The sequence below is a fragment of the Marinicellulosiphila megalodicopiae genome (assembly GCF_045862395.1).
In the GTDB taxonomy this organism is placed as follows: Bacteria; Pseudomonadota; Gammaproteobacteria; order Pseudomonadales; family Natronospirillaceae; genus Marinicellulosiphila; species Marinicellulosiphila megalodicopiae.
Window position 1 is genome coordinate 4,516,881 of the sequence record NZ_AP023087.1, and the last position, 24,064, is coordinate 4,540,944.

Sequence of the window (24,064 nt, forward strand, 5' to 3'; positions counted from 1 at the left end):
ACACTAGCGTATTGTAGTGTTTATTTATGAATAGGGCATGACTAATTGGTATTTTTTTTGTTATTAAAACGATCAACGTTTTAAATACGTGCCGCCATCAAAGGCATGGTATAGCTTTTCTAAGCATAAATTACGCTCAGGGTTACCACGCAGTTGCTCTTCAAAAGACGCTTTAAACGTATTGGAATCAAAATCCACATAACGCAAGACAGAGTCGGTGCTTTGCTGGTTTTGTAAATGATGCAATTCAAACCCGTATTCATTAAACAACACATTCACTGAGGCTGTATCCCCAAACAGATTGTGCATGTCTCCTAATATTTCTTGGTATGCCCCAACCATAAAAAATGCAACATCAGGCTGATTCACAAACGACGGCCAAGGCAAGGTGGTTTCGATGCCTTGCCCATCTACATAATCGTCTAATCGACCATCACTGTCACAGGTAATATCTTGAATCACAATGCGCTCAGTGTAAGGCTGATTCAAACCGCTTACAGGTAATACAGGGAAAATCTGATCAATGCCCCATGCATCTGGTAAAGACTGAAACAATGAGAAATTTACAAACACCTTGGCTGCCAACCACTCATTGATATGGTCAAGCTCCACTTGTTGAGTGTGTTTATCTAAATGAGGACCAATAAACTGGGCGCAGGCAAGAGTGGTTTCTTCAACAAATGCTCGTAGTGCTAAAGATACATCTCCCATAACAAACTGTGCTTTGCTTTGGCTTAATAGCGGATTAATTTGATCATAAACCGTTTTCGCTTCTGCGGCATTTTGAATATTCTTGGACTGTTCGTATAAATCCAAGCAGGCTATATAAATTGGGTGTTGGATATCATCTACTTCAATTAAATTTAAGCTGCCTTGTTGTACGTTTTTCTTTTCACATGACACCACATTACTGATTAACACAGCATGATGCGCCGTAACCGCACGACCAGACTCGCTGATAATTTGAGGATGAGTAATGTCATGTTTCACGCAAATATCAGCAAATGTTTTCACAATAACATCGGCGTATTCGTCAATGGAATAATTCATAGAGCAGGCATTTAAAGAGGAGGTGCCTTCATAGTCGACACCTAAGCCGCCGCCAACATCTAGAGTTTGTATACGACAACCAAGCTTAGAAAGCTGAATTAAAATTTGAGCAGATTCTGAAATGCCCGTTTGAATGTCGTCCAAATCCGCAATTTGTGAACCCAAATGAAAATGCAAAAGCTCCAAACAATCAAGTTGATTGGTTTGTTTTAATGCCGATACCATATTTAAAATTTGTTTAGCAGTTAAACCAAATTTAGATTTTTCGCCTCCTGTATTTTGCCAGTTGCCTTTACCAATACTTGAAAGTCTGGCGCGTAAACCAATGCTTGGTTTAACGTTTAGAGTTTCTGCAATTTGCAGTACTTGAGTCAATTCCGATGCTTTTTCCACGACGATCACGCATCTGTGCCCCATTTTCTTAGCAATTAGCGCCAACTCAATATATTGCTGATCTTTATATCCGTTGCAAATTAATGTCGCATAGGTGCCTTTTTTAGCATGTTTGGCCTGAGCAATGATCGTTAATAATTCAGCCTTACTGCCCGACTCTAACCCAATGGTTTGGACCTGATTTTGCCCATCAATGATTTGATTCACAACAGAATGTTGCTGATTCACTTTTATAGGGTAAACACTTAAAAAAGAAGATTGGTATTGATGAACGGCAATGGCTTTTGCAAAGCCGTCATTAAGTTGCTTAATTCGATCTGCGATAATAAATGGAAAACGCAGTAATACAGGGGTTTGAACACCTAATTGCTCAATTTGTTCAACAATGTCACAAAGAGGTGTAGTTTGAAATCCATCAGGACAAACACACAGTTGCCCTTGTTTGTTTAAGCTAAAATAACCTTCACTCCACTTTTCAATATTGTAAGTAGAAAGCGCATCTTGAATTGACCAATTAGTCGACATACTGTTTGTCTCGGGGATAAGTCTAAAGCGCGCTATTTTCTACTAATTTTAAGATTATTGTAAGTATGAATATTTCAGAACTTTTTCAAATATTTCATCAGTCTTAGCAGCCATAATAAAATCATTAATGTGCAAATCTGCAATGTCCTGAGTCCACCAAGACACTTTTACTTGATCAGACTGGCATATAATTTCAGGATGGTGCTTTTCAGTGTCTGCCAACTGAATTAATTGCTGTGTGAACATCATCACCTCATGCTCCCCACCAAATAAAAACGTTTTTTGTAAATGAGGGATTGACCCAATAATAACATTGTCCCAAGTCGGGATTTCAGAAGAATACTTTGCCATCTGAATTTCATCAATATGCTCATAATCGCTTTGAACGACTGTACAGTGTAATTGCTCTAACATAACGTCCCCTTTTATTTAGATATAAACAATGTATCGACAACTCGCTCAATTTCTTCAGTGATATTTTTACATTTAGTTACTTAAATTCGAAAAGATGACCTCTCTTATATTGTGAGTTCAATCTAACCGTTTAAAAGGTTTGTAGATCCATTAAACATTCCACTTAATTTGAATGGTTTATTAAAACTAAAATAAACAGTCTTAAATAGACATCCACTGTTATTTCAATCACACTCGTATTTCCTTATTTTTTAAATAACTTGAGTAATCTAAATGCAAACCTTTAAATGCGACGAATGTGGGCAACTACTTTTTTTTGAGAACAACAGTTGTATTCGTTGTGGACACTTATTAGGATTTTCAATTGAAGAAGGTGATGTACTTTCATTAAAAGCCGTAAAAGATTTTCCAGATACTTATGTTGATGTTATTGACCCACAAGGTGGGCAGTATCGTTTATGTCAAAACACAATTAAATATAATGCCTGTAATTGGTTAATACCTGCTGATGAACCCCATAAGCTATGTGTGTCTTGTCGCTTAACCGAAGTGCTACCGCCAATGCAAGATGAAACCCGTCGTGCACAGTGGGTGAGAGTTGAGACTGCCAAGAGGCGATTATTGTATACATTAATTGGTTTAGATTTACCCGTGCCTTCGCGATTACAAAACCCAGAATTAGGTTTGGCCTTTCGTTTTGAAGAATCCACTGAAGAAAAACAAGTTTTCACAGGACACGCATCAGGCATTATTACTTTAAATATGGCCGAAGCCAATGCATCGTTTCGTGAAAACGCACGTGAAAAATTAGGCGAAGTGTACCGTACCGTTTTAGGACACCTACGCCATGAATGCGGCCATTATTATTGGGAATTATTGGTTTTACCTTCACAAAAATGGTTACCAAAAGCTCGCGCTGTATTTGGTGATGAGCAAATTAGTTATCAAGATGCCATCGACAATCATTACGCAAATGGTGCGCCTGTCAATTGGAGTGATAATTTTATAAGCGCTTACGCAACGATGCATCCTTGGGAAGATTGGGCGGAAACCTGGGCGCATTATTTACATATGTTAGACACCTTAGAAACTGCTGCCGCTTATGATTTAGCAGTCAAATCGCCTTCTACAAAAGGTAAAAATCGACGTACAAAATCCTCCATGCGCAACAAAGATGATTTCGATAAATTATTTGAAATGTGGTATTCACTTACTTTTGTTTTAAATGGATTAAGCCGAAGCATGGGCATGCCAGATACGTATCCGTTTGTGATCTCCCATTCAGTTAAAGAAAAATTAAGATTGGTACACGATATTATTAATGATATGGCAGTAGGTGAATTGCAAGAAGAATAAACACTGTTACATAATCTTTTAGGGAAGGTTAGGGTTAAAGCCCTTCTCTAAAAATAAAGAAAAATCCGGTGTCTGTTTTGACAAAAAATCTACTTAAATTTTTTCTAGATGATTATTTTAGTTCGCGGATTCTTTATGTCAGAAATAAAATATTCAGTAAATTTAATTAATTGATCTTCAGTAGCCCACTGACTAGATTTTTTAAAAACTCAAAGAGGTATTCCTGTCACAATCGGTTATTTTCTCAAGTATAATCCAACAAAAGTAGCACAATTAAAACAAGCTCAACTTCGCAAAAATCGTACAATTAACATTTTCTACAATATTATTAGCGTAGCATGCCTTTATTCAACATGAGGTAGGACACATGAAAACAAAATATTTAGAAATGATTGCGCTCTTTGTTCTTTGCTCGTTTTTGTGCGGATGCTTCAATGAGCAAAACCAAGAAAGCGAAGATTCATCAATCTTAATGCAAACGAACACTACAACTCATATTAATCAGGTCGATTATTCTGTCAATGAATTCAGTATCACACCTTATAATTTAATGAAAACCTATCAATATAATTGCAGTGATTCATGGGATGGTATATCTAACCTTATCCAAGGTGAATACACAGGCAGCGCACTGATTGAGCAATCCATAAATGGCACCATTAAACAAAAAGAACTGCAAACAAATTTAAGTTTAGATATTCATTCTGCCCCTACGACTCATTTAGCTGGATTAGCATTAATTGAAAACTGGACGTTTTCTAATATCGACACATCCAGTCAAGACTTTGTAGTGCAAGCAACTTTTAATAACGAGGCAAACAGCAACAGAAATCAAGAGATTGGTTTACCTATTACAATTCACACCAATCAAGTGTGCGAGTTTCGTAATAGAATTTATTGGGATTATAATGTTAGTTACCCGTTAGTCGATGTTTTAACGGATGCCACTCAAAATCCGTTATTGGATAACGTTGAAGAAAAAAAATTACATGTCATTGAAGCATATAAATTAATTGGCGATGACATTCACGTTGACACAATAGCAGTAGAAAAAAACACCGCATCTAATATTGAAATACGCACACAAAGCATAATGACAAACAATGCACCATTTAAACGTAATTACGAAATTGATCCTGACGATTTACTGTTATTTAAGGGAGTATTCTCGCAAGCAAGAATAAAACATGGTAGCAATTACACAGTCTCATCATCATTTGAGAGCTGGGTCGGATTTGTCATTAAAAATGAAGCTATTATTGAAAATAATCAAGTTATTTCAAAGCAACGAATTACAACCTCAAACGATAGAATTTTAGTTATTAATACAGATGGCATAGAATCTGTTGCGACAGAAAGTACAATTATAGAATTAGATTTTGATGGAAAATACCCAAGCACTATGGAAAATAATATAGAATATTGTGTATCGATTAATGAAAATTTAGAAACAAATAATCAACGATCATTCCCTAGCACTGAAGATTTAATTACTAATTCACTCAACAACACATCAGAAAATGATTTAAATATTTTAATTAATCCAACATTAGAAAATTACTTAAAATATGGAATTTTAAAAATTATCGTATCAAACGAAGGGGTTATTTTAGATTGCTATTACATTGATCTAATGGTTGTAGATGATAATTTAGTAGGAGTTAGTAATAGCCTGTTTAAGTGGCAATAAATAATTTCATGTCAATAATAACCTTATATGTTTATCAGTAGGTAACCTCAATGAATAAATTAAAATATTTTTTGGCCTGTACAACTTTAACCATTTTCACAAGTCAAGCTCAAGCACTTGAAATTAATACATCACCTTTATTAACAGGATTATCTGCAATAGATCAGTCTATTTTTTTAACAGCGAATGTATTGTTTGAATCAAAATCGGGAAAGTTTTTATTTGGACCAACAACGGCCATTGGGCTTAATCGCTATGAACAAATTTACGGGTTAGGTTATCGATTGGAATATAACGCCAAACAATTTTATATTGCTAACGGTCAAGCTTTACTATTTTCAAATTCAAGCAGCCATAGTCTTGATTTGGAATATGAATTTAGCTATTTAATGAGTGGGATAAAAGTTGAATCCTCAAACATTGTTTTAAAATTTGGCGTAGGATTAATCAGTGAAAATATAACTTTTTTTGATGATATGACATTTGGGTTCGAAATAAAACTTGGATATAAACTTTAATTTAAAATAATTACATAGAGTCAAGTTAGATTGGTTAATTGATTATTAACGTTAAATCGTAAACTGATCAGAGATTTATCCGCTTGGCTTTGAATATTAACGATAGAATTAATAAATACAGGATTTTAATATGCGATACAAATTATATTTTGTTGTCATTGCCAATATGGCGATATCTAGTTGTTATGAAAACGAACCACTAAATAATGTGAGCAGAACGGGTACATCATCCAGTGTAAATACAAACACTCAAACTCAAACTCAAAGTGCTCAGCAAACGGACACTCAAATTCAAACAACCACTAACAATCAACTATCTACAACCACCCAAACAGAGACAAAGACCGAGACCGACATTACAGTTGAGAAATGCGAACAAGCACTTTCTGTAAACATAGACGTAATCGCGCAGAATAATCAAGATCTACAACTTCAAGGCAATATTGTTGGCTGTCCTGGAGTAAGCATTACAGGGCAATATAATTGGCAATTTGGTGATGGCGTTGAAATCAGTTCTAATCAAGCAATTGTTAATCATCATTATGATGTGGCTGGCAGTTATGAAGTTGAACTTAGATATGCAGATGCTTACACAGTCAATGTAGTTAATGTGCAACCAGATCCTATAGATGCAAAATGTAATGATGTAAATAACTACGGTGAAAAAACTCTAAAATTATTAACTTCTGAGCAATATAATAATTCTATTATTGATTTAACTGATATTTCATTGGATGCACAATACGATATAAACAATGTAGAATTTTTGATATTTTTAGAGTTTGCACAACAAATTGCGCAAGAATCTATGCAGAAAAATTTTGAAAATATTTTAGACTGCAATTTATTATCAGAAAAAGAATGTGTCGATAAATACTTTTTTAATGTACTTCCTGTGATTTATAGACAAATCAATCCAGAATTAAGTAAAAGTAACTGGTCCTACAATATAAAATTTCATTCTGATTTATTCGAAGAATTAGATTTTTCAAAAGCGATGAAATCATCACTTATCACAGCATTCAGTTCTCCACAATTTTTGTTTCACACAACATTGGGGGAGAGTAAAATTTCATTATTAAAAAAAATTGATGCGTTTAATTTACTTAATAAAGAAAATGAAAAAATTATCAATAGACGAATTGAATACAGTTTTAATGATGAACAAAGCGATCAATATATTCCTTTTTTCGGATTACCTTTATTTGAAAATGTAGTTATTTCACACATTGCGCTGCCCATTGAAGGCGACTATATTTTAAGTTTATATGTACGTGCTAATACGGAAGCGCTTGAAAATGATATTCCTTATATTCAGGTTTTAATAAATGATATGGAGCCTCATACAACACAAATAAACTCAAGTGAAACATTACGTTTAGATTTTAATGTTCACTTAAAGGCTTCAAATAATTCAATTATATTAAATCGAAAAATGTTTGAATCTCAGACAAATAATGGGGCTATTTTTTTGGACAGATTGGAAATTTCAAAAAATGAATCCACTTCACTATTTGTAAGAAATGACTCATCATTATTTGATCAGTATAGCAATAACGATTTTATTTTATCTAATTGGGAAATCGCTTCATTACTCTCGTTTAATTATTTAGGCTCGGTGCCAGACAAAGAGCTTGAGCGATTAGCTATTACAAATAAACTTGATGATAGCAAAATCGTTGAGCGACAAATTACACGATTATTAAATAGCGAACGCTCTATTTTATGGGGTGAAACTCATAATATTGAATCAATTACTTTTCCCAGCCTCAGCTGTAATACAAACCAAGGAATATTATAATGAATAGTAAAATCAATAGACGTCAATTCGTTAAAACTTCTGCGGCTGTTGCAGTCACAGGTTCAACAGCTATGACAACATTAAAGTTAAATGCAACAAATACTAATTTTGCAAAAAACGTAATATTTTTCTACGTGCCTTCTGGAGCACCGTCAAAGCGCTGGGCACCCACTGTTGTTGGTGGTGAATTGCAAATGAATGAATGCACACAACCGTATGAATCAATTAAACAACATTGCGTATTCTTTGATCAAATGCAGACGCAAGGCTCGCAAGGGGTTGATCTGGGCGGGTTAAAATATCAAGGTACATTTAAAGATCCAAATCTTATTGAAGCTTTTATTAAAGAATTTGGCGGTTATTATGCGCTTGATTTTTTACCAATAACCAGCACGCAAACTGCTACAAATAGTTTTGTTAATGGCGCTCCACTTGAAAGTAATCCATGGAAAACCTATGATCTATTACAGTCGAGTCAAGCTAATCCATTTAATAAAATAGTATCAGAAAATTTCAACCAAGCTCAGACGATCATTAATACAATTTCAAACGTGAATCCATCGGAAGTAATTCGCTATCAAAATATGTTGAACACACAAAAAACAAAATATGAAAATTTATATGATTTAACTGTTTTGCCCGCTGAAACAACACTTGAAAGCTATTCAACAAAAACAGATTTCCAAATAATAAATATGGTATCTGCATTCAAAACTAATAAAACAAATATTATACACTTTATGACAGGGACAACTGACGAACAGTCGGTCATCGTGCCACACCAAAGTTTTATAAATTATCACGTGGCGATTCATAATGGATGGAAAGATAATCAATATGTTGTTCAGCGCCGTGAATTTGATCAAAAGGTTGCAGATTTAATTAAGCAGTTAAAAGATACAAACGATAGCAATGGTGAATCATTATTAGATTCAACATTAGTTGTATTGTATTCAAACGAAGGCGACGGTGATGTGCATGATCCATATAATTCACCTTACATGCTAGCAGGTGGTGCATTTTTAAATGGCGGACAAGTAAGCGATATTTCCGATCAAGATCGATTTTTAGATACAATTGTTCAGCTTATGAATTCAAAATTATCATATCGATCCGAACTCGGCCCGATTTCGGGAATTGCAGTTCAGTAATTAATAAGCAATTAAAAAGGGTAGATAAAAAATATACCCTTTTTTTATGGTTATGTTTTAAATTAATATCTAGTTTTTTCTTTCTAACAGTATTATGAAACAAGTATCTACTTACCATTGTATTTATAGTGGATTGATTTTCGACAAAAAGCCAATTTGATAGTGGCCTTGTTAAATTGAGACTAAAAAAACCTTAGGTTCCAACCAAAAAAAATAAGACACAAACTAAAAACTGTATGTTATGGATTTATTCGCAAAAAGGTAATTTACGATCATTACGCAAATGGTGCGCCTGCCAATTGGAGTGATAATTTTATAAGCGCTTACGCAACGATGCATCCTTGGGAAGATTGGGCGGAAACCTGGGCGCATTATTTACATATGTTAGACACCTTAGAAACTGCTGCCGCTTATGATTTAGCAGTCAAATCGCCTTCTACAAAAGGTAAAAATCGACGTACAAAATCCTCCATGCGCAACAAAGATGATTTCGATAAATTATTTGAAATGTGGTATTCACTTACTTTTGTTTTAAATGGATTAAGCCGAAGCATGGGCATGCCAGATACATATCCGTTTGTGATCTCCCATTCAGTTAAAGAAAAATTAAGATTGGTACACGATATTATTAATGATATGGCAGTAGGTGAATTGTAAGAAGAATAAACACTGTTACATAATTTTTTAGGGAAGGTTAGGGTTAATACCCCTTCTCTAAAAATAAAGAAAAATCCGGTGTCTGTTTTGACTTGCTTTGTCTGTAGTTTTTTGAATGATTTTGATAGTTTTTTTCGAATGAATCCGAAACCTACAAAACAACCAACCTCAAGGGACAAACATCAAGGGGCACGCACTTTTAAAGATCTATGCGGTTACTTAAAACCGCTTCCTTATTTTAATGACACTCAAAATCAGTCCTTTTGTTTCAAAAATGAAATACTCTAATCAGTCGTTTTTTGCATTTTACTATTTAACATTTTAAGCCCAACGGCAAAGCCTAATGCCAATAACCCTGCCATCAATACAGCATCTGGGGAGGCACCTAATCGTTCGAACCATTGTGTGTAAAAATGAATCCCACCAAATACGGCAACGGTATTTAACACCCATCTTCGATTATTCTTCCATGCCCATATCGCCGTTGCGATTATGGCTAACGCCCAAAGCACTGCAAACACTGAATCGTCCATGATCACTACCCTATCTTCATTTCGCTCACCCCATAACGATCCTACCCAAAAACCAAAGTTAACTAGAAAGACACTGGTTCTTGATGTTGCAATGGCTACACGCTCGTATTCTGCGGGTAGTTTTTTGGATAATTGATACAGGCCAAACGCCAACGCACTAAAAATTACGACGGTTAAAAGGGGTTCTTGAATCACCAAAAAATAACTGGCATGAAAATACCCTGTTTTTGCACCAATACAGGCTGACAGGGTTAACGTGGCAAGTACTGCTAAAAGTGAGCTTTTAGCAAACACGGCGATCAGTGCAAACAGTAAAGTTACAGCCAAAATAGAATATAAATGTCCCTCAAATACTCCCATTATGCCCGCGCCCGACATTAAAGCGCCAACTAACAAACATATATTCGCCAACACTAACCATTCAGTTGTTTGACTTCTTAGCACGACTAAACCTGCAATCAGAATCAATAAACCAATGATGATTGCCGTTGCGGGTGTCGGAATTAAAGCCAGTGCTGCTCCACTGACAGCAATAACACCAAACCCAATTAAAAGGTTAAACGCCAAAGAGCCTGTGGATTTTGCGGCTAAGGATTTAAATCTTTCGTACTCAGCTTGAGTGATTTCATTTTCGCTGAGTAATTGATCAATATCGAGTGTGACTTTCATATTCATTCCTATTCATATAATTGATTAATACCAAATATTAAAAACCGTTAGGCTGTTTTTGCACTAATCGATCCTTTTTAACTTTATATTTTTGCCGTGTATTTTTATAGCCAACAAACAATAGCAAAAAGCATTGAAGATATCTGTTTGCCTAAGGCGGTTTTTCGTAATTCATGATCGTTTTCTATTTATCACTTATAAGTCACAACCCTTATGGCAAATACCTATATCGCCATTTTTAACGTTTTATTTGCTGCTCAAATCCTGTAAAAATTATTGATCAATTAATTCAAGATAAGCATCAACTTGATCTTCGCCTAAATATTCATTTGCGATTCTTATATAAGGAAATCTTTGATTGTCACCAATAAATTTTAATACTGAATGTTTATTTTCAGGTATCTCATTGATATTTGAAAGTAAAAATTCCAAAATGGATTTGGTAGTTTCTTTATTCTGTTTTGTTTCCAAAAGCGAATTAACCCACTGGTTCGATTCTAAATTTACTTCAAGCTGATCCAAAAAATGATTACGTTGATTGGTTGTCGAGCTTGACCAAGCTGCTTTAACGTCTTCTAATAATGCCACTTCTTTAATTTGATTACTGAACCCATTATCAACAAATTCATTCAATTCAATAATATATGGATGCTCAATAAATTTGCCTGAAAATTTATTTTCGAAATATTTTTTCCTTTGTATTAATGCTTCTGCCATTCTTTTTTGTTGTTGCTTTTGAATCGATTTTTTTCGATATAATTTAAAAAAGACGGAGTTTATTTTAGCTTTAAATCCCGAACCAAAATATTCATTGCCTCGTAGCATGTCATCTGTGAATTCGGTTTTTTCGAAATATTGAAAAATTGGCGTAAATAAAATATCAATCTGATCACTGTCGTAATTATCAAGATACGATTCTAAATAGTTCAAATACAATATCACTATTTTAATATTGTCCATATGCTCATAAATTTTATGATGATTATTAAAAAATTGTTCCGCATGTTGTGGGTCGCTATAAGTTAACAACCCTTTCATTAATACGGCATTATCGCCATCCTTCGATTTTAAAAAGTCATCGAAAAATGGATCTTTTTTGGCTGTGTTTTTATTCTCCTTAAATTGTTGAAGAATTTCATTTTCTATTTCACTAGCCGCTAAACTTACATTACTTAAACTTATTGCTAGAAAAGTAATTATTAAATATTTCATTTTGATCCTAATTCTTTATATGGTTACTGTGAGTTATTTAAGGACAAATCGTTAATACTGATACAAAAAAGCCCCGATCATTCACATGACCGAGGCTTTTTAAGCATTCAATTAAGAAAAATTACTTTTTCTTTTTCGCTGCTTGTCTTGCTTTTTCATCAATGATTACTTGTTCAGCAACATTGTTTGGACAAGGCATGTAGTGAGAGAATTCCATAGAGAATTGACCACGACCCGATGTCATTGTACGTAATGATCCGATATAACCAAACATTTCTGATAAAGGAACGTCTGCTTTAATACGAACACCAGTAACACCGGCTTCTTGGCTTTTCATCATGCCACGACGACGGTTTAAATCACCAATTACATCACCAACGTGATCATCAGGAGTAAATACATCAACACTCATGATTGGCTCGATTAATTGTGCGCCTGCTTTAGGGATAGACTGACGGAACGCGCCTTTAGCAGCGATTTCGAAAGCAACAGCAGATGAATCGACAGCATGGAAACCACCATCGTATAATTCAACTTCAACATCCAATACAGGGAAGCCAGCTAATGTACCGGTGTCCATCATAGATTTGAAACCCTTCTCAACAGCTGGGAAGAATTCTTTAGGAACGTTACCGCCAACAACTGATGAAGAGAAAACGAAACCAGAACCAGGAGCACCCGGTTTGATGCGGTAATCAATTTTACCGAACTGTCCAGAACCACCTGATTGTTTCTTATGTGTGTAAGAATCATCAATTTCTTGAGTGATGGTTTCACGGTAAGCAACCTGCGGCTCGCCTACGACTAAATCAACACCGTATGTACGACGTAAAATATCAACTTTAACGTCTAAGTGTAATTCACCCATACCTTTAAGAATCGTTTCACCTGAATCTTCGTCAGTTTCAACGTAGAAAGATGGATCTTCTGCAACCATTTTACCGATAGCGATACCCATTTTCTCAGAACCGCCTTTATCTTTAGGGGTTACAGAGATTGAGATTACTGGATCTGGGAAGATCATTGGCTCTAATGTACAAGGGTGTTTTGGATCACATAATGTATGACCCGTTTGTACGTTTTTCATACCAACGATTGCAATGATATCACCGGCTTGTGCGCGGTCAATTTCGTTACGATCGTTTGCGTGCATTTCAACCATACGGCCGATACGCTCTGTTTTACCAGTGAAGCTGTTTAAGATTGTGTCGCCTTTGTTTAATACGCCTGAGTAAATACGTACGAAAGTAAGGGCACCAAAACGGTCATCCATAATTTTGAATGCTAACGCTTTTAAAGGCTCATCAGTTGAAACTAATGCAACTTCACCTGTTGCTTCACCTGTATCAGGATCTGTTAATTCTTGTGGATCAACTTCAGTTGGGTTTGGTAAGTAATCAACAACCGCGTCCAATACGTTTTGAACACCTTTGTTTTTAAACGCAGAACCACAGAAAGTTGGGAAGAAGTCCATTGTACGTGTCCCTTTACGGATACAACGTTTGATGTCTTCAATTGAAGGCTCATTGCCTTCTAAGTAAGCTTCCATTAAGTCATCGTCTTGCTCAACAGCTGTTTCGATTAACTTTTCACGGTACTCTTCAACTTTGTCTACCATGTCAGCCGGAACGTCAGTGATTTCGAAGTTCTCAGGTAATCCTGTTTCATCCCAAACGTAAGCTTTACGAGTTAATAGATCGACCACACCAACGAAATCTTCTTCGATGCCGATTGGTAAAACCATAACTAGTGGGTTAGCTGCTAATACTTTTTCTACTTGATCAACAACACGGTAGAAATCAGCGCCCATACGGTCTAATTTGTTAATGAAGATAACACGAGCAACTTCTGAGTCATTCGCATAACGCCAGTTAGTTTCTGATTGCGGCTCAACACCACCCGATCCACAGAAAACACCTACGCCGCCATCTAATACTTTAAGTGAACGATAAACTTCAACCGTGAAGTCAACGTGACCTGGAGTATCGATGATGTTCATACGATGGTCTTTCCAGTAACAAGTAGTCGCAGCAGACTGAATCGTTATACCGCGCTCTTGCTCTTGTTCCATGAAATCGGTAGTTGCCGCGCCGTCATGTACTTCACCTGACTTGTGGATTTTACCAGTAAGCTTAAGAATACGCTCAGTAGTCGTGGTTTTACCCGCATCAACGTGCGCGAAAATACCGATGTTTCTGTATAACGAAAGATCTGCCATGTTTATTTACTCAATTTAAGGGTTGTAAAAATTGGCGCGTAGTATACAAGATTTTTCCACGGGTGCTTATAAAAACTTTTAAATTGACGTAATTAATTGTTGCTTTATATGCTTTTTGGCGATTTAGGCTGAAATTTCTAATTTTTTAAGTCCGATTCTCAAGACTTTAAGTTTTTTATGTCACCACTTGCCCGAGTGATTTTGATTGTCTAATCTAAAAGTTGTTTTAAATCATTCATCTAAAAACGCTTTTCATCGAAAAGCTCCACTTAAAACCCATGAAAATTCATTGTATTTCGCGTTTTTTTATAATGAGAACCAATTCAAATATAGGTTTCAAAAGGATTTTAGTGCAACCGACTGAGTTTGCTTTTATGATTAACAAAATTCACCAAACAAGAGAGACTGTCATGCCACAAGCACTAGCCCAAACACCTGATGTTGAATTTTTAGGTGTGGTAAAAGTTGAGCAGGGTTTTCAATTTACTGTCTTAGCGCCACAAGCCGACTCTGTTTTTTTATGTTTGTTCGAAAAAAATCATCAAGAGCTCGCCGATTTTAAAATGGAAAAAATGCCAATGGGGCGTTGGTCGATTGTGATTGAAGGCATTGATTATGGCCAATATTATGGTTACCGCACCAATGGCGAATACAATCCAGAGGTTGGTAAATATTTTAACACCAATTATTTATTGATTGACCCAAGAGCCCAAGCGCTTTCAAATCCTTTAATCACGCATCAACGTCAACTGGGTGAAGCCACCCCCATTGATCGCGATAACCAATCTTTAATTCCTAAATCCGTTGTTGTAGACCAATCATTTGACTGGCAAGGCGTGACCGCTCCAAATCATGCGTGGGACGAAACCATTTTATACGAAGTGCATGTTAAAGGTTTTAGCTATTTACGCAGTGACTTGCCAATCAGTCATCGCGGCAAATATTTAGCGTTTACACACCAGCCTTTAATTGATCATTTAGTTGAGTTAGGCATCACTGCTGTGCAATTGCTACCTTGTTTTGCAAGTGCAACCGAACAGCGCTTGGATGGATTGGGACTGCGTAATTATTGGGGGTACAACCCAATTAACTTTTTTGCTCCAGAGCCACGTTTTGCCACTGAAGATGCAAACCTAGAATTTAAACAAATGGTTCAATCACTGCACAAAAACAACATCGAAGTGATTATGGATGTGGTATACAACCACTCTGCTGAATCTTCTAAGCATGGTTCGGTTTTGAGCCACAAAGGCTTAGACGGCCCGCTTGCTTATTACCTAGATCAAGATTTCACAGGTTGCGGAAACAGTTTCAATTTAACAAATTTCACAACCTTGCAACTGGTTTTAGACTCCATGCGTCACTGGGTAACGACTTTTCATGTTGATGGCTTCCGCTTTGACTTGGCAGCAACCCTTGGCCGTGAAAATGCGACTTTTAATCATTACTCAGCGTTTTTTAAATGCGTTGAACAAGATCCAATTTTAAGCAAAATCAAACTTATAGCAGAGCCTTGGGACATAGGGTATGGCGGCTATCAAGTAGGTAACTTCCCTGCTATTTGGTACGAATGTAACGATAAGTTTCGCGATCAAATGCGACATTTTTGGCATCCACAAGAACATTGTAATTTAGCAGAATTTGCTCTTCGACTTATGGGCAGTACCGATTGTTTAGCTAAGCAATCACCAAAGTACAGCCAGTCTATAAACTATATTTGTTACCATGACGGATTTTGCCTTGAGGATTTTGTTAGTTACAACGACAAACATAATCATATTAATGGCGAAGAAAACCGCGACGGACATGGGCACAATATAAGTTATAACCATGGCGCAGAAGGCAAAGCGATGAGCCACGAAATGTTTTTAGCCCGCCAAAAACATAAACGCAATTTAATGGCGACCTTATTATTATCTCAAGGGGTTGTGCATCTTTTAGGGGGCGATGAAATTGGACGCACTCAAAATGGTAACAACAACGCTTACTGTCAAGACAATCACATCAACTGGTTTAACTGGGATCTAGATGAAAGCCGAGAACAGTTTTTATCATTTATGCAGTCCACTATTAAATTAAGACAGTCCAGCGAACTATTACGCAAGATTGATTTAACCAATCAAAATGATGTCAGCCACTGGTATCGTTTTGACGGTTATGCCATGACAACCGAAAATTGGGAGTCAAAAAAACAGACATGTTTGCAATTATTACTTTCCAATAAAATCGAAAATCCTGTCATAAATTTACACCTATCTGAGCAATATTTTTTGATTTTAATCAATGCAAGTCAAACTGACAAAGAAGCAACATTGCCTTGTACTCCGCAGGCTGGCTGGGAAGTATGCCTTGATACTAATTTTGATAAAGTCGAACCAAAAGAGGTCACAGGTGAAATTATGGTGACCGAACATTCATTAATTGTATTAAAACGTAAACAGCCCTTGCAGAGCTTGTAAACTGACTATACTGCTTAAAGTAATCTTTAATTTAAGCAGTATATGATTAATAAAATTCACACATATCTAGGTGGCTTTATTGCATGCCTTTTGTTTTGTGCAATCTTTTCAACGGTTGCGCAAGCTAAGCCTCTGCAATTGGCAAATACGCCCAATCAAGTTTCTATTTTAGAACATTCTACCTTTTTATTTTCCACCACCCCCGTCAAAGATCTCGATGCGATTAAGCATGTCTCAAGTATGCAGTGGCAAGAAACCCTTGAAACATTTGTATTTAATGGCGGTGAATTCTGGATTAAAACACAATTTAACAACCCGACAGATTCAGCTATATCAAAAGTCATTTATTTTGAAAAAGCTCATATTTTTGAAATCGATTTAACTCATCTGGACCAAAACAACCAAGTTTTATATGAAGTGCAAACTGGCTCAAATCGCCCAATTGAAACCAAACCGATTATTACTAACGGTTTTGCATTTAACCTGACATTTCCAGCTAATCAAGTGAGCACCATTTTTACACGCTTAGATACCACAGGCCTTAATCGTTTTGGTATGGACATTCTTACTGCTGACCATTTTCAAAACATCATTGACTCTCGAAAAATGTGGGAAATTTCTTTTTATTCCATTTGGGTGTTTCTATTTTTCTACAACGTAAGTGTGTTTTTACTCACAAGAGAATCCATCTTTTTTAGTTTTTCTTTTTTTCCAGTATTAATGGCCACATTAGCTGCATCCGATTCAGGGTTTTTATTCGAATTATTTCCAATGTTACGTGGCACACTCGGCCTAAAAATAGAGATGTTCTCTCTGTGTCTGATCATTTATTTTTTAGTTAGCATCCATGATATTTTTAAACCACTGCGCCTGCCTCACCCAACATTATATTTTATTAATTATTCAATTAAAGTCACCACATTCTGCTTGTTTGCTCTTTGCTTTTCGTCGTTGTATTTAGGTATAACAAAGCTCATCATCCTTTTATGTGCCATAACTTTAATAATTACGACATTCCAAGTGTATTACTTAGCAGCTAAGCGTTATCAATCTTATAGTGTACTTTCGATTGTTTGGACAATTTTCCTATTAGGAGCAGGCATGTCATTTATGACCGCGGTGGACCTATTAGATAAATCAGTCATCACTGATAATTCAGTTCATTGGTCCATTTTATTAAGCTATTCATTGCTTTCTTTAACGATTGTTAAAAAATTACAAGCTGAAAAAACCAGTGCTAAACATGCCATGGAAGAATCTCGAAAAAACATTTCCCGTTTTTATGATATTTTTCAAAATGCTGAAGAAGGCATTTTCTCCTGCGATGATGATGGCATCATTAAAGATGCGAACCCCGCATTATGCACGCTACTTCAAAACAAAAATCCTGAAGGCCAAAACATTGCAAATTGGTTTAATAACATCGAAGAAAAACAAGAGATTTTTGACGAGCTGCATAAAACGTTACGCATCAAAAATAGAGAGGTCACCTTTTTAGACGCTAAAAATCGCTTATTTTGGCTGTCCATTAGTTTAAGAATCATGCCAAATTCCAAAAACTCTAGCGAGCATATTAAAGGTACGATTGTTGATATTACCGACCTTAAAGCGACCGAACAAAAATTAAATTATGTAGCAGATCACGACAACTTAACCGGTCTTTTAAATCGCAATAAAATTCTAGAAGAGGTGTCATTAGCCATTAATAAATATGAGCACTGTTTTGGCATCAATATCAACTTAGATTCATTTAGCGCCATCAATGAATCGTGTGGGCAACTTGCGGGCAATCAATTATTAAGTGAAATTGCCAGTTTATTAGTAAGTAACACCTATGTTCGTCATCAAATTGCTCGTATTCAAAGTGATGAATTTTTTATACTTTTACCAAATGTTCAAGAAGCCGAAGGCATTGAGCTTGCTCACAGCATCAAAGAGAAACTCTCTCCATTCGCCTTTGAATGGGATCAGAAGAACTTTAAAATTAATGCAAGTATTGGCTGCGCAGCGTTTGATAAATCTGATCATGATTTACGTACCATTTATGAACGTACCGTCATTTCGTTAAAACAAGCCAAGCTTAACGGCGGTAATCGCATTGAATATTACTCAATTGACAACCACAAAGACAATGCTGCCAATATATTATTAACCGGTTACCATCGAATTAACGACGCACTCAAAAATGATAATTTTGTTTTATTCTATCAGCCGATTCAAACTCTTGGAGCAAAAGAAGGTTTGCATTATGAAGTACTGATTCGCTTACAAGATGCAAAAGGTGGCATCATTGCTCCTGGTGAATTCTTACCCGCTGCTGAGCGCTTTAACTTAATGCAGGATATTGATCGCTGGGTGATTAACCATTTCTTTAATTGGGTCACTTCCAACCCAGAACATGAAGCCCAATTAGAATGTGCCAGTATCAATTTATCAGGTAGCACATTAAGCACGCCAGAATCCATTGAGCGTATTAATGATTTATTTAATCAATACCCTATTAATCCTAAAAAAATCTGTTTCGAAATAACAGAAACCATGGCCATTACCCACTTAGAAACCACGCGTAAATTTATTAAAACCTTTAAAGATAAAGGCTGTCGTTTTTCTTTGGATGACTTTGGTACCGGATACTCTTCTTATAGCTACTTAGCTAATTTAGATGTCGACTATGTAAAAATTGACGGCAGCTTTGTGAAGGATATTGTTTGTTCACCTTCCAACCAAGCCATGGTGAAATCCATTCACGATGTGGCTATGGCTATGGAATTAAAAACCATTGCTGAATTTGTTGAAAACGAAGACATTGTTCTAGTGCTGCGTAGTATTGGAATAAATTACGCACAAGGATATGGCATCGCTAAACCTGCCCCACTTTCTAATCATCTGATATCTCAAGTTAAAGCATCCTAGTTTCTATGCTCGCGGTGCTTTACAATAAGTCATTTTTCGACTGACACCTCCTTATGACTCAACTTAGCGTAAACTTAAACAAAATCGCACTTTTGCGTAACTCTCGCGGCCGCGATTTTCCAAGCGTCAATGAATTTGCTCGCCTTGCCATGAAAAACGGTGCTGTGGGTGTCACCATTCACCCAAGACCTGATGAGCGTCATGCTCGCTATTCGGACATTTTAGCCTTACAAAATATCGTTAACGAATTTGAAGGTAAAGAACTGAATATTGAAGGTTACCCTACTGAGCAATTAAACAAAGAAGTGTTAGCAGTACAGCCAGATCAATACACATTAGTACCCGATGAACCTGGCCAAATTACATCTGATCACGGATGGGATTTAACCAAGCATTATGACTTTGTACAAAAAATAATCGAACCATTTAAAAACAGCAAAACCCGCATCAGTTTATTTGTTGATCCTGATTTAGAACAAATCAAATTAGCTGCAAAATTAGGTGTTGCACGTATTGAGTTATATACGGAATATTATGCCGTATCATTTGATTCAATTAATAAAAGTGCTGTGCTTGAACAATTCATGAAATGCGCAGACTATGCTTTGTCTCTAGGGCTTGAAGTGAACGCTGGTCACGACTTAGATTTACAAAACTTACCCGACTTTGTTGCGAAACAAAATATTGATGAAGTCAGTATTGGACACGCATTAGTAGTTGAGTCCCTTTTAAATGGCTTTGAAGACACCATTAAGAAGTATGTAAAAATATGTAACGCTTAATTTTCAGAAGACTCTGTATAACTAAGATCTTTTCATTTTTAGTTTTTCAGAGCCTTCTCTAGTAAATTGGAAAAGACATGACAGAAAAAAAAGATCACAAACACCAACCCGTATTTACCCCCAATCCCATTGCCAAACCCTTAAGATTATTCAGTTATGTCTTTCCAAATTCAATTGCAGGATATTTAGCCACTCTCTGGTCACGCCCTATTAATATGGGAAAAGGTCTGTATATTCCAAAATTAAAATCTCAGGCCAACCATATAATAAACACTGGCGTCACACCAATTTACGGTTACGGTGAAGGAGATAAACACATAGTTTTATTGCATGGATGGAATGCAAGAGGTGGACAGCTACGTAAATTTATTAACCCTTTAGTTAGAGAGGGGTTTTGTGTATGGTGGTTTGATGCGCCCGGTTTTGGTGAGCATCCTGGTAAAACCAGTAACGCCTATCTTTTTGGACAAACACTCATTGACGTACAACAACAAATTCAAGCAAAAACAGGACAGCCTATATACGCCACGATATCGCACTCATTAGGATGTTTGGCAACTATTCTTGCGACAAATCCTAAATTATTTCAACCCGCCTATTGTTGTACAAAACTTATTTGGATCGCCCCAAGCATTTCTCCTAATACTATGTTTGATTCCTATTGCGAACATATGAGCATTCGTGAAGCCATTCAACAAAAAATGCGCACATTAATACACGATGACATGCAGATCATTCTAAAAGAAGATCCTTGGCAATTTTTTAAGCGCGAAGATCTGTTTGATCATTTACCTAACCAAACACTGTTGATGTTTGATACTCAAGATGAAGAAGTATTACAAAGTGACTTTGAAAGCATCAACGACCGAATCAAACCTGAATGTACAATTAAAACAGAAGGCCTCGGTCATTATCGAATGTTAAAAGACAGCCCAGTTATTGAACAAATCACTCAATTTATCGCGACAAAGTAAGGAGCTTCACATGAGCAATCCATTATTTAATTTTAATGCACTACCAGAATTTTCAAAAATCAAAGCTGAGCATTTTAACCCTGCTATTGATGACATTTTAAAAACCAATCTACAAAAAATAAAAGACATCAAAATAGCATTTAAAGCCAAACCCAATACGGACTGCCTAGAGCAATTTAATGAAATAAGTCGTCACCTAAATAATGCTTGGTCACCTATCTCTCATCTTTCAAGTGTTCAAGATTCACCAGAAGTACGAGACGCTTACAAACAAGCATTACCAAAACTGACAGATTACTCCAATGCATTTTGGCAAGATGAAGAAATATACGAATTATATAAAACCATAAAAGACAGTGAATTATATTCTCAAATCAATAGTGAGAAAAAACGAGTGGTTGATTTAGCCATTCGTGATTTTGAGTTATCGGGCATTGCATTAGCTCAAGACAAAAAAGAAACCTATGCAAAACTCACAAGTGAACTGTCAGTTTTAACTCAACAATTTTCTGAACAAGTATTAGATGCCACTCAAAGTTTTTATATTCACATTAACGATGAAAGAGAATTAGACGGATTACCTGCTGGCGCAAAATCATTATTAAAACAATTAGCTCAACAAAAAGAATTAGATGGGTTTGTGATCACACTAGATTTTCCAAGCTATATGCCCATTGTGACCTATGCAAACAATCGAGAATTGCGTGAAAAACTTTATCAAGCATTTGTTACTCGTGCATCTGACCAAACTCCTAAAAAAGAAGACAGCGAGAAACTAAACAATCATCCCGTGATTGAGCAAATCATGCAAAAAAGAATTCAATTAGCAAAACTATTAGGATTTGCTAACTACGCTGAAAAATCCGTTTCAACCAAAATGGCCAGTAACGGCGATCAAGTGATAGAATTTTTAGAACAACTTGCAATACAAGCAAAACCACAAGCAAAAAAAGAGTTTCAAGCGCTACAAGCATTTGCAAAAAAAGAATGCGGCCTTGAAGATCTAAAACCATGGGACGTAGCCTTTGTTAGTGAAAAACTAAAAATGGCGCAATACAGTATTGACCAAGAACAGATCCGAGAATTTTTTCCTATTGAAAACTGCCTAAGCGGATTATTTCAAACCGTTGAAAAATTATACAACGTGCAAATCGTTAAAAATGAAAGCGTCGATGTATATCATAAAGACGTGGCGTATTTTGATATTTTTGAAAACAACGAAATCATTGCGGGTTTCTATTTTGATTTATACGCACGCGAAGGTAAACGCGGTGGCGCTTGGATGGATGACTGTCGTGCTCGTATGGTGACACCGACATTTAAACAGCTACCTGTTGCTTATATGGTATGTAATTTCACTCAACCCGACGAAAATGGATTGGCCACTCTAACCCATGACGAGCTGACCACATTGTTTCATGAATTTGGTCACGGCTTGCATCACATGATGACATCCATAGATGACTCAAACATCAGCGGCATTAGTCACGTTGCTTGGGACGCAGTGGAATTACCATCGCAATTTATGGAAAATTTCTGCTGGCAACCAGAAGTATTGGCGTACCTTTCAAGCCATAAAGATTCTGGTGAACCGATTAATGACGACCTTTTGCAAAAAATGCTCAACGCTAAAAACTTTCAATCGGCCATGTTTTTAATTCGTCAAATAGAATTTGCGATCTACGACTTTAAATTACATCAACAATATAATGAAAATAATCCTGATTTGATTCAGTCATTAATAGATGACATTCGTAAAGAGTTTGCGGTGATTGAAGCCGTGCCTTACAACCGATTCCAAAATAGTTTCACCCATGTTTTTGCAGGCGGATATGCAGCTGGATATTACAGCTACCTTTGGGCAGAGGTTTTATCGTCAGACGCATTTGCCATTTTTGAAAAAGAAGGCATTTTTAATAAAGCGACGGCAAGTCGATTCAAAAATGAAATCATCAGCCAAGGCGGATTAAAAGACGCTATGGAATTGTTTGTGAACTTTGCAGGTCGTGAACCAAAAATTGATGCATTACTAAAAGATCGAGGACTTTCTCTTTAAGTTTAATTTTTTGAAGGGATAAAAAATTAAACGCTTGGTGAGATATCTGGCGGCTCTTGTGCATCCTGCACCCACTGCATTAGTACATCCTTGTACGTCGCGTCGGAGAACCCGCCTTGCTATCTCAGTCGCTCGCTTGTATTTGTAGGTTTGGCTTTAGCCTATTGTTTTTAAAAACTGACACCATAAATGGTGCCCCACAAAACACAGGAATTTTATGCAAACAATAATTATACAAACAATAACAGGAAGCTGTCACTGCAACGCAGTCACATTTACAGTACCCAAAACATTAAACGATGTGAGATATTGCCACTGCACAACGTGCAGAAAACTAAGCGGCACGTCTTTTTCGGTTGTATCCTTAGTGAATTTAGAAGATTTTAAATTAACCAAAGGCGAAGATAATTTAGTTCACTACCGATCAAGCCCGCATAAAGATAGAGCCCATTGCAAAACCTGTTTTGCGCCGATTTTTGCACAACTAGACACTCATCCCGACGATAGAAGAATTCGTTTAGGTTCATTAAACGAAGAGCCAATCGTAAACATCACCGGACATATTTGGGTCAGTCAAAAACCAGACTGGTCTGTGATTAATGATGACTTGCCTCAGTTTCAAGAGTTCGAATAAACACAAAAAAGGAGCGAAAGCTCCTTTTTTATTGTTCAATGATTTTACTGTTTCTAAAT

General features: G+C 36.2%; 17 protein-coding genes. 12 read left to right on the top strand and 5 right to left on the bottom strand.

The window, feature by feature from the left end:
* Positions 1–72: 72 nt before the first annotated feature.
* Both speA and TYM08_RS19455 read right to left on the bottom strand, forming a co-directional pair.
* Positions 73–1,968, bottom strand: coding sequence for a biosynthetic arginine decarboxylase (gene speA / locus TYM08_RS19450; RefSeq protein ID WP_422380816.1), 1,896 nt, complete (start codon positions 1,966–1,968; stop codon positions 73–75).
* 54 nt (positions 1,969–2,022) lie between these two features.
* On the bottom strand, positions 2,023–2,382 hold the full coding sequence (locus tag TYM08_RS19455) for a 4a-hydroxytetrahydrobiopterin dehydratase (protein ID WP_422380817.1): 360 nt from the start codon (positions 2,380–2,382) through the stop codon (positions 2,023–2,025).
* Between the two features lie 273 nt (positions 2,383–2,655).
* On the opposite strand from TYM08_RS19455, the gene TYM08_RS19460 reads away from it, so the two are divergent.
* The 6 genes from TYM08_RS19460 to TYM08_RS19485 all read left to right on the top strand — a co-directional run bounded on the left by TYM08_RS19460 (position 2,656) and on the right by TYM08_RS19485 (position 9,555).
* A complete protein-coding gene (locus TYM08_RS19460) occupies positions 2,656–3,738 on the top strand; it encodes a zinc-binding metallopeptidase family protein (protein ID WP_422380818.1) in 1,083 nt (360 codons plus the stop codon).
* A gap of 367 nt (positions 3,739–4,105) precedes the next feature.
* The gene (locus TYM08_RS19465; protein WP_422380819.1) at positions 4,106–5,428 is read left to right on the top strand and encodes a hypothetical protein; all 1,323 of its coding nucleotides are present in this window, start codon (positions 4,106–4,108) and stop codon (positions 5,426–5,428) included.
* A gap of 50 nt (positions 5,429–5,478) precedes the next feature.
* Positions 5,479–5,946 carry a hypothetical protein gene (locus TYM08_RS19470; RefSeq protein WP_422380820.1) on the top strand — a complete coding sequence of 156 codons (468 nt, stop codon included), beginning with the start codon at positions 5,479–5,481 and terminating at the stop codon, positions 5,944–5,946.
* Between the two features lie 130 nt (positions 5,947–6,076).
* Positions 6,077–7,747: a DUF1592 domain-containing protein gene (locus TYM08_RS19475; protein WP_422380821.1), complete on the top strand. Its 1,671-nt coding sequence runs from the start codon at positions 6,077–6,079 to the stop codon at positions 7,745–7,747.
* A complete protein-coding gene (locus tag TYM08_RS19480; protein ID WP_422380822.1) occupies positions 7,747–8,898 on the top strand; it encodes a twin-arginine translocation signal domain-containing protein in 1,152 nt (383 codons plus the stop codon). Before TYM08_RS19475 ends, TYM08_RS19480 begins: the two co-directional genes overlap by 1 nt.
* A 264-nt stretch (positions 8,899–9,162) precedes the next feature.
* Positions 9,163–9,555, top strand: a complete 393-nt coding sequence (locus TYM08_RS19485) for a putative zinc-binding metallopeptidase (protein WP_422382851.1) — start codon at positions 9,163–9,165, stop codon at positions 9,553–9,555.
* Between the two features lie 284 nt (positions 9,556–9,839).
* Here TYM08_RS19485 and TYM08_RS19490 read toward each other — a convergent pair whose 3' ends face one another.
* From TYM08_RS19490 to fusA, 3 genes are all read right to left on the bottom strand, one after another.
* A complete protein-coding gene (locus tag TYM08_RS19490; protein ID WP_422380823.1) occupies positions 9,840–10,757 on the bottom strand; it encodes a hypothetical protein in 918 nt (305 codons plus the stop codon).
* 273 nt (positions 10,758–11,030) lie between these two features.
* On the bottom strand, positions 11,031–11,969 hold the full coding sequence (locus TYM08_RS19495) for a hypothetical protein (protein WP_422380824.1): 939 nt from the start codon (positions 11,967–11,969) through the stop codon (positions 11,031–11,033).
* A 121-nt stretch (positions 11,970–12,090) separates the two neighbouring features.
* Positions 12,091–14,187: an elongation factor G gene (gene fusA / locus TYM08_RS19500; protein WP_422380825.1), complete on the bottom strand. Its 2,097-nt coding sequence runs from the start codon at positions 14,185–14,187 to the stop codon at positions 12,091–12,093.
* A 410-nt stretch (positions 14,188–14,597) separates the two neighbouring features.
* Here fusA and glgX point away from each other — a divergent pair, with 410 nt between their 5' ends.
* From glgX to TYM08_RS19530, 6 genes are all read left to right on the top strand, one after another.
* The gene (gene glgX, locus TYM08_RS19505; RefSeq protein ID WP_422380826.1) at positions 14,598–16,646 is read left to right on the top strand and encodes a glycogen debranching protein GlgX; all 2,049 of its coding nucleotides are present in this window, start codon (positions 14,598–14,600) and stop codon (positions 16,644–16,646) included.
* 42 nt (positions 16,647–16,688) lie between these two features.
* A complete protein-coding gene (locus TYM08_RS19510; protein ID WP_422380827.1) occupies positions 16,689–19,559 on the top strand; it encodes an EAL domain-containing protein in 2,871 nt (956 codons plus the stop codon).
* Between the two features lie 53 nt (positions 19,560–19,612).
* The gene (locus TYM08_RS19515) at positions 19,613–20,341 is read left to right on the top strand and encodes a pyridoxine 5'-phosphate synthase (protein ID WP_422380828.1); all 729 of its coding nucleotides are present in this window, start codon (positions 19,613–19,615) and stop codon (positions 20,339–20,341) included.
* 77 nt (positions 20,342–20,418) lie between these two features.
* A complete protein-coding gene (locus TYM08_RS19520) occupies positions 20,419–21,315 on the top strand; it encodes an alpha/beta hydrolase (RefSeq protein WP_422380829.1) in 897 nt (298 codons plus the stop codon).
* A gap of 10 nt (positions 21,316–21,325) precedes the next feature.
* Complete coding sequence (locus TYM08_RS19525) at positions 21,326–23,371, top strand: M3 family metallopeptidase (protein ID WP_422380830.1); 2,046 nt, start codon at positions 21,326–21,328, stop codon at positions 23,369–23,371.
* Between the two features lie 217 nt (positions 23,372–23,588).
* Positions 23,589–24,005, top strand: a complete 417-nt coding sequence (locus TYM08_RS19530; protein WP_422380831.1) for a GFA family protein — start codon at positions 23,589–23,591, stop codon at positions 24,003–24,005.
* Positions 24,006–24,064 lie beyond the last annotated feature (59 nt).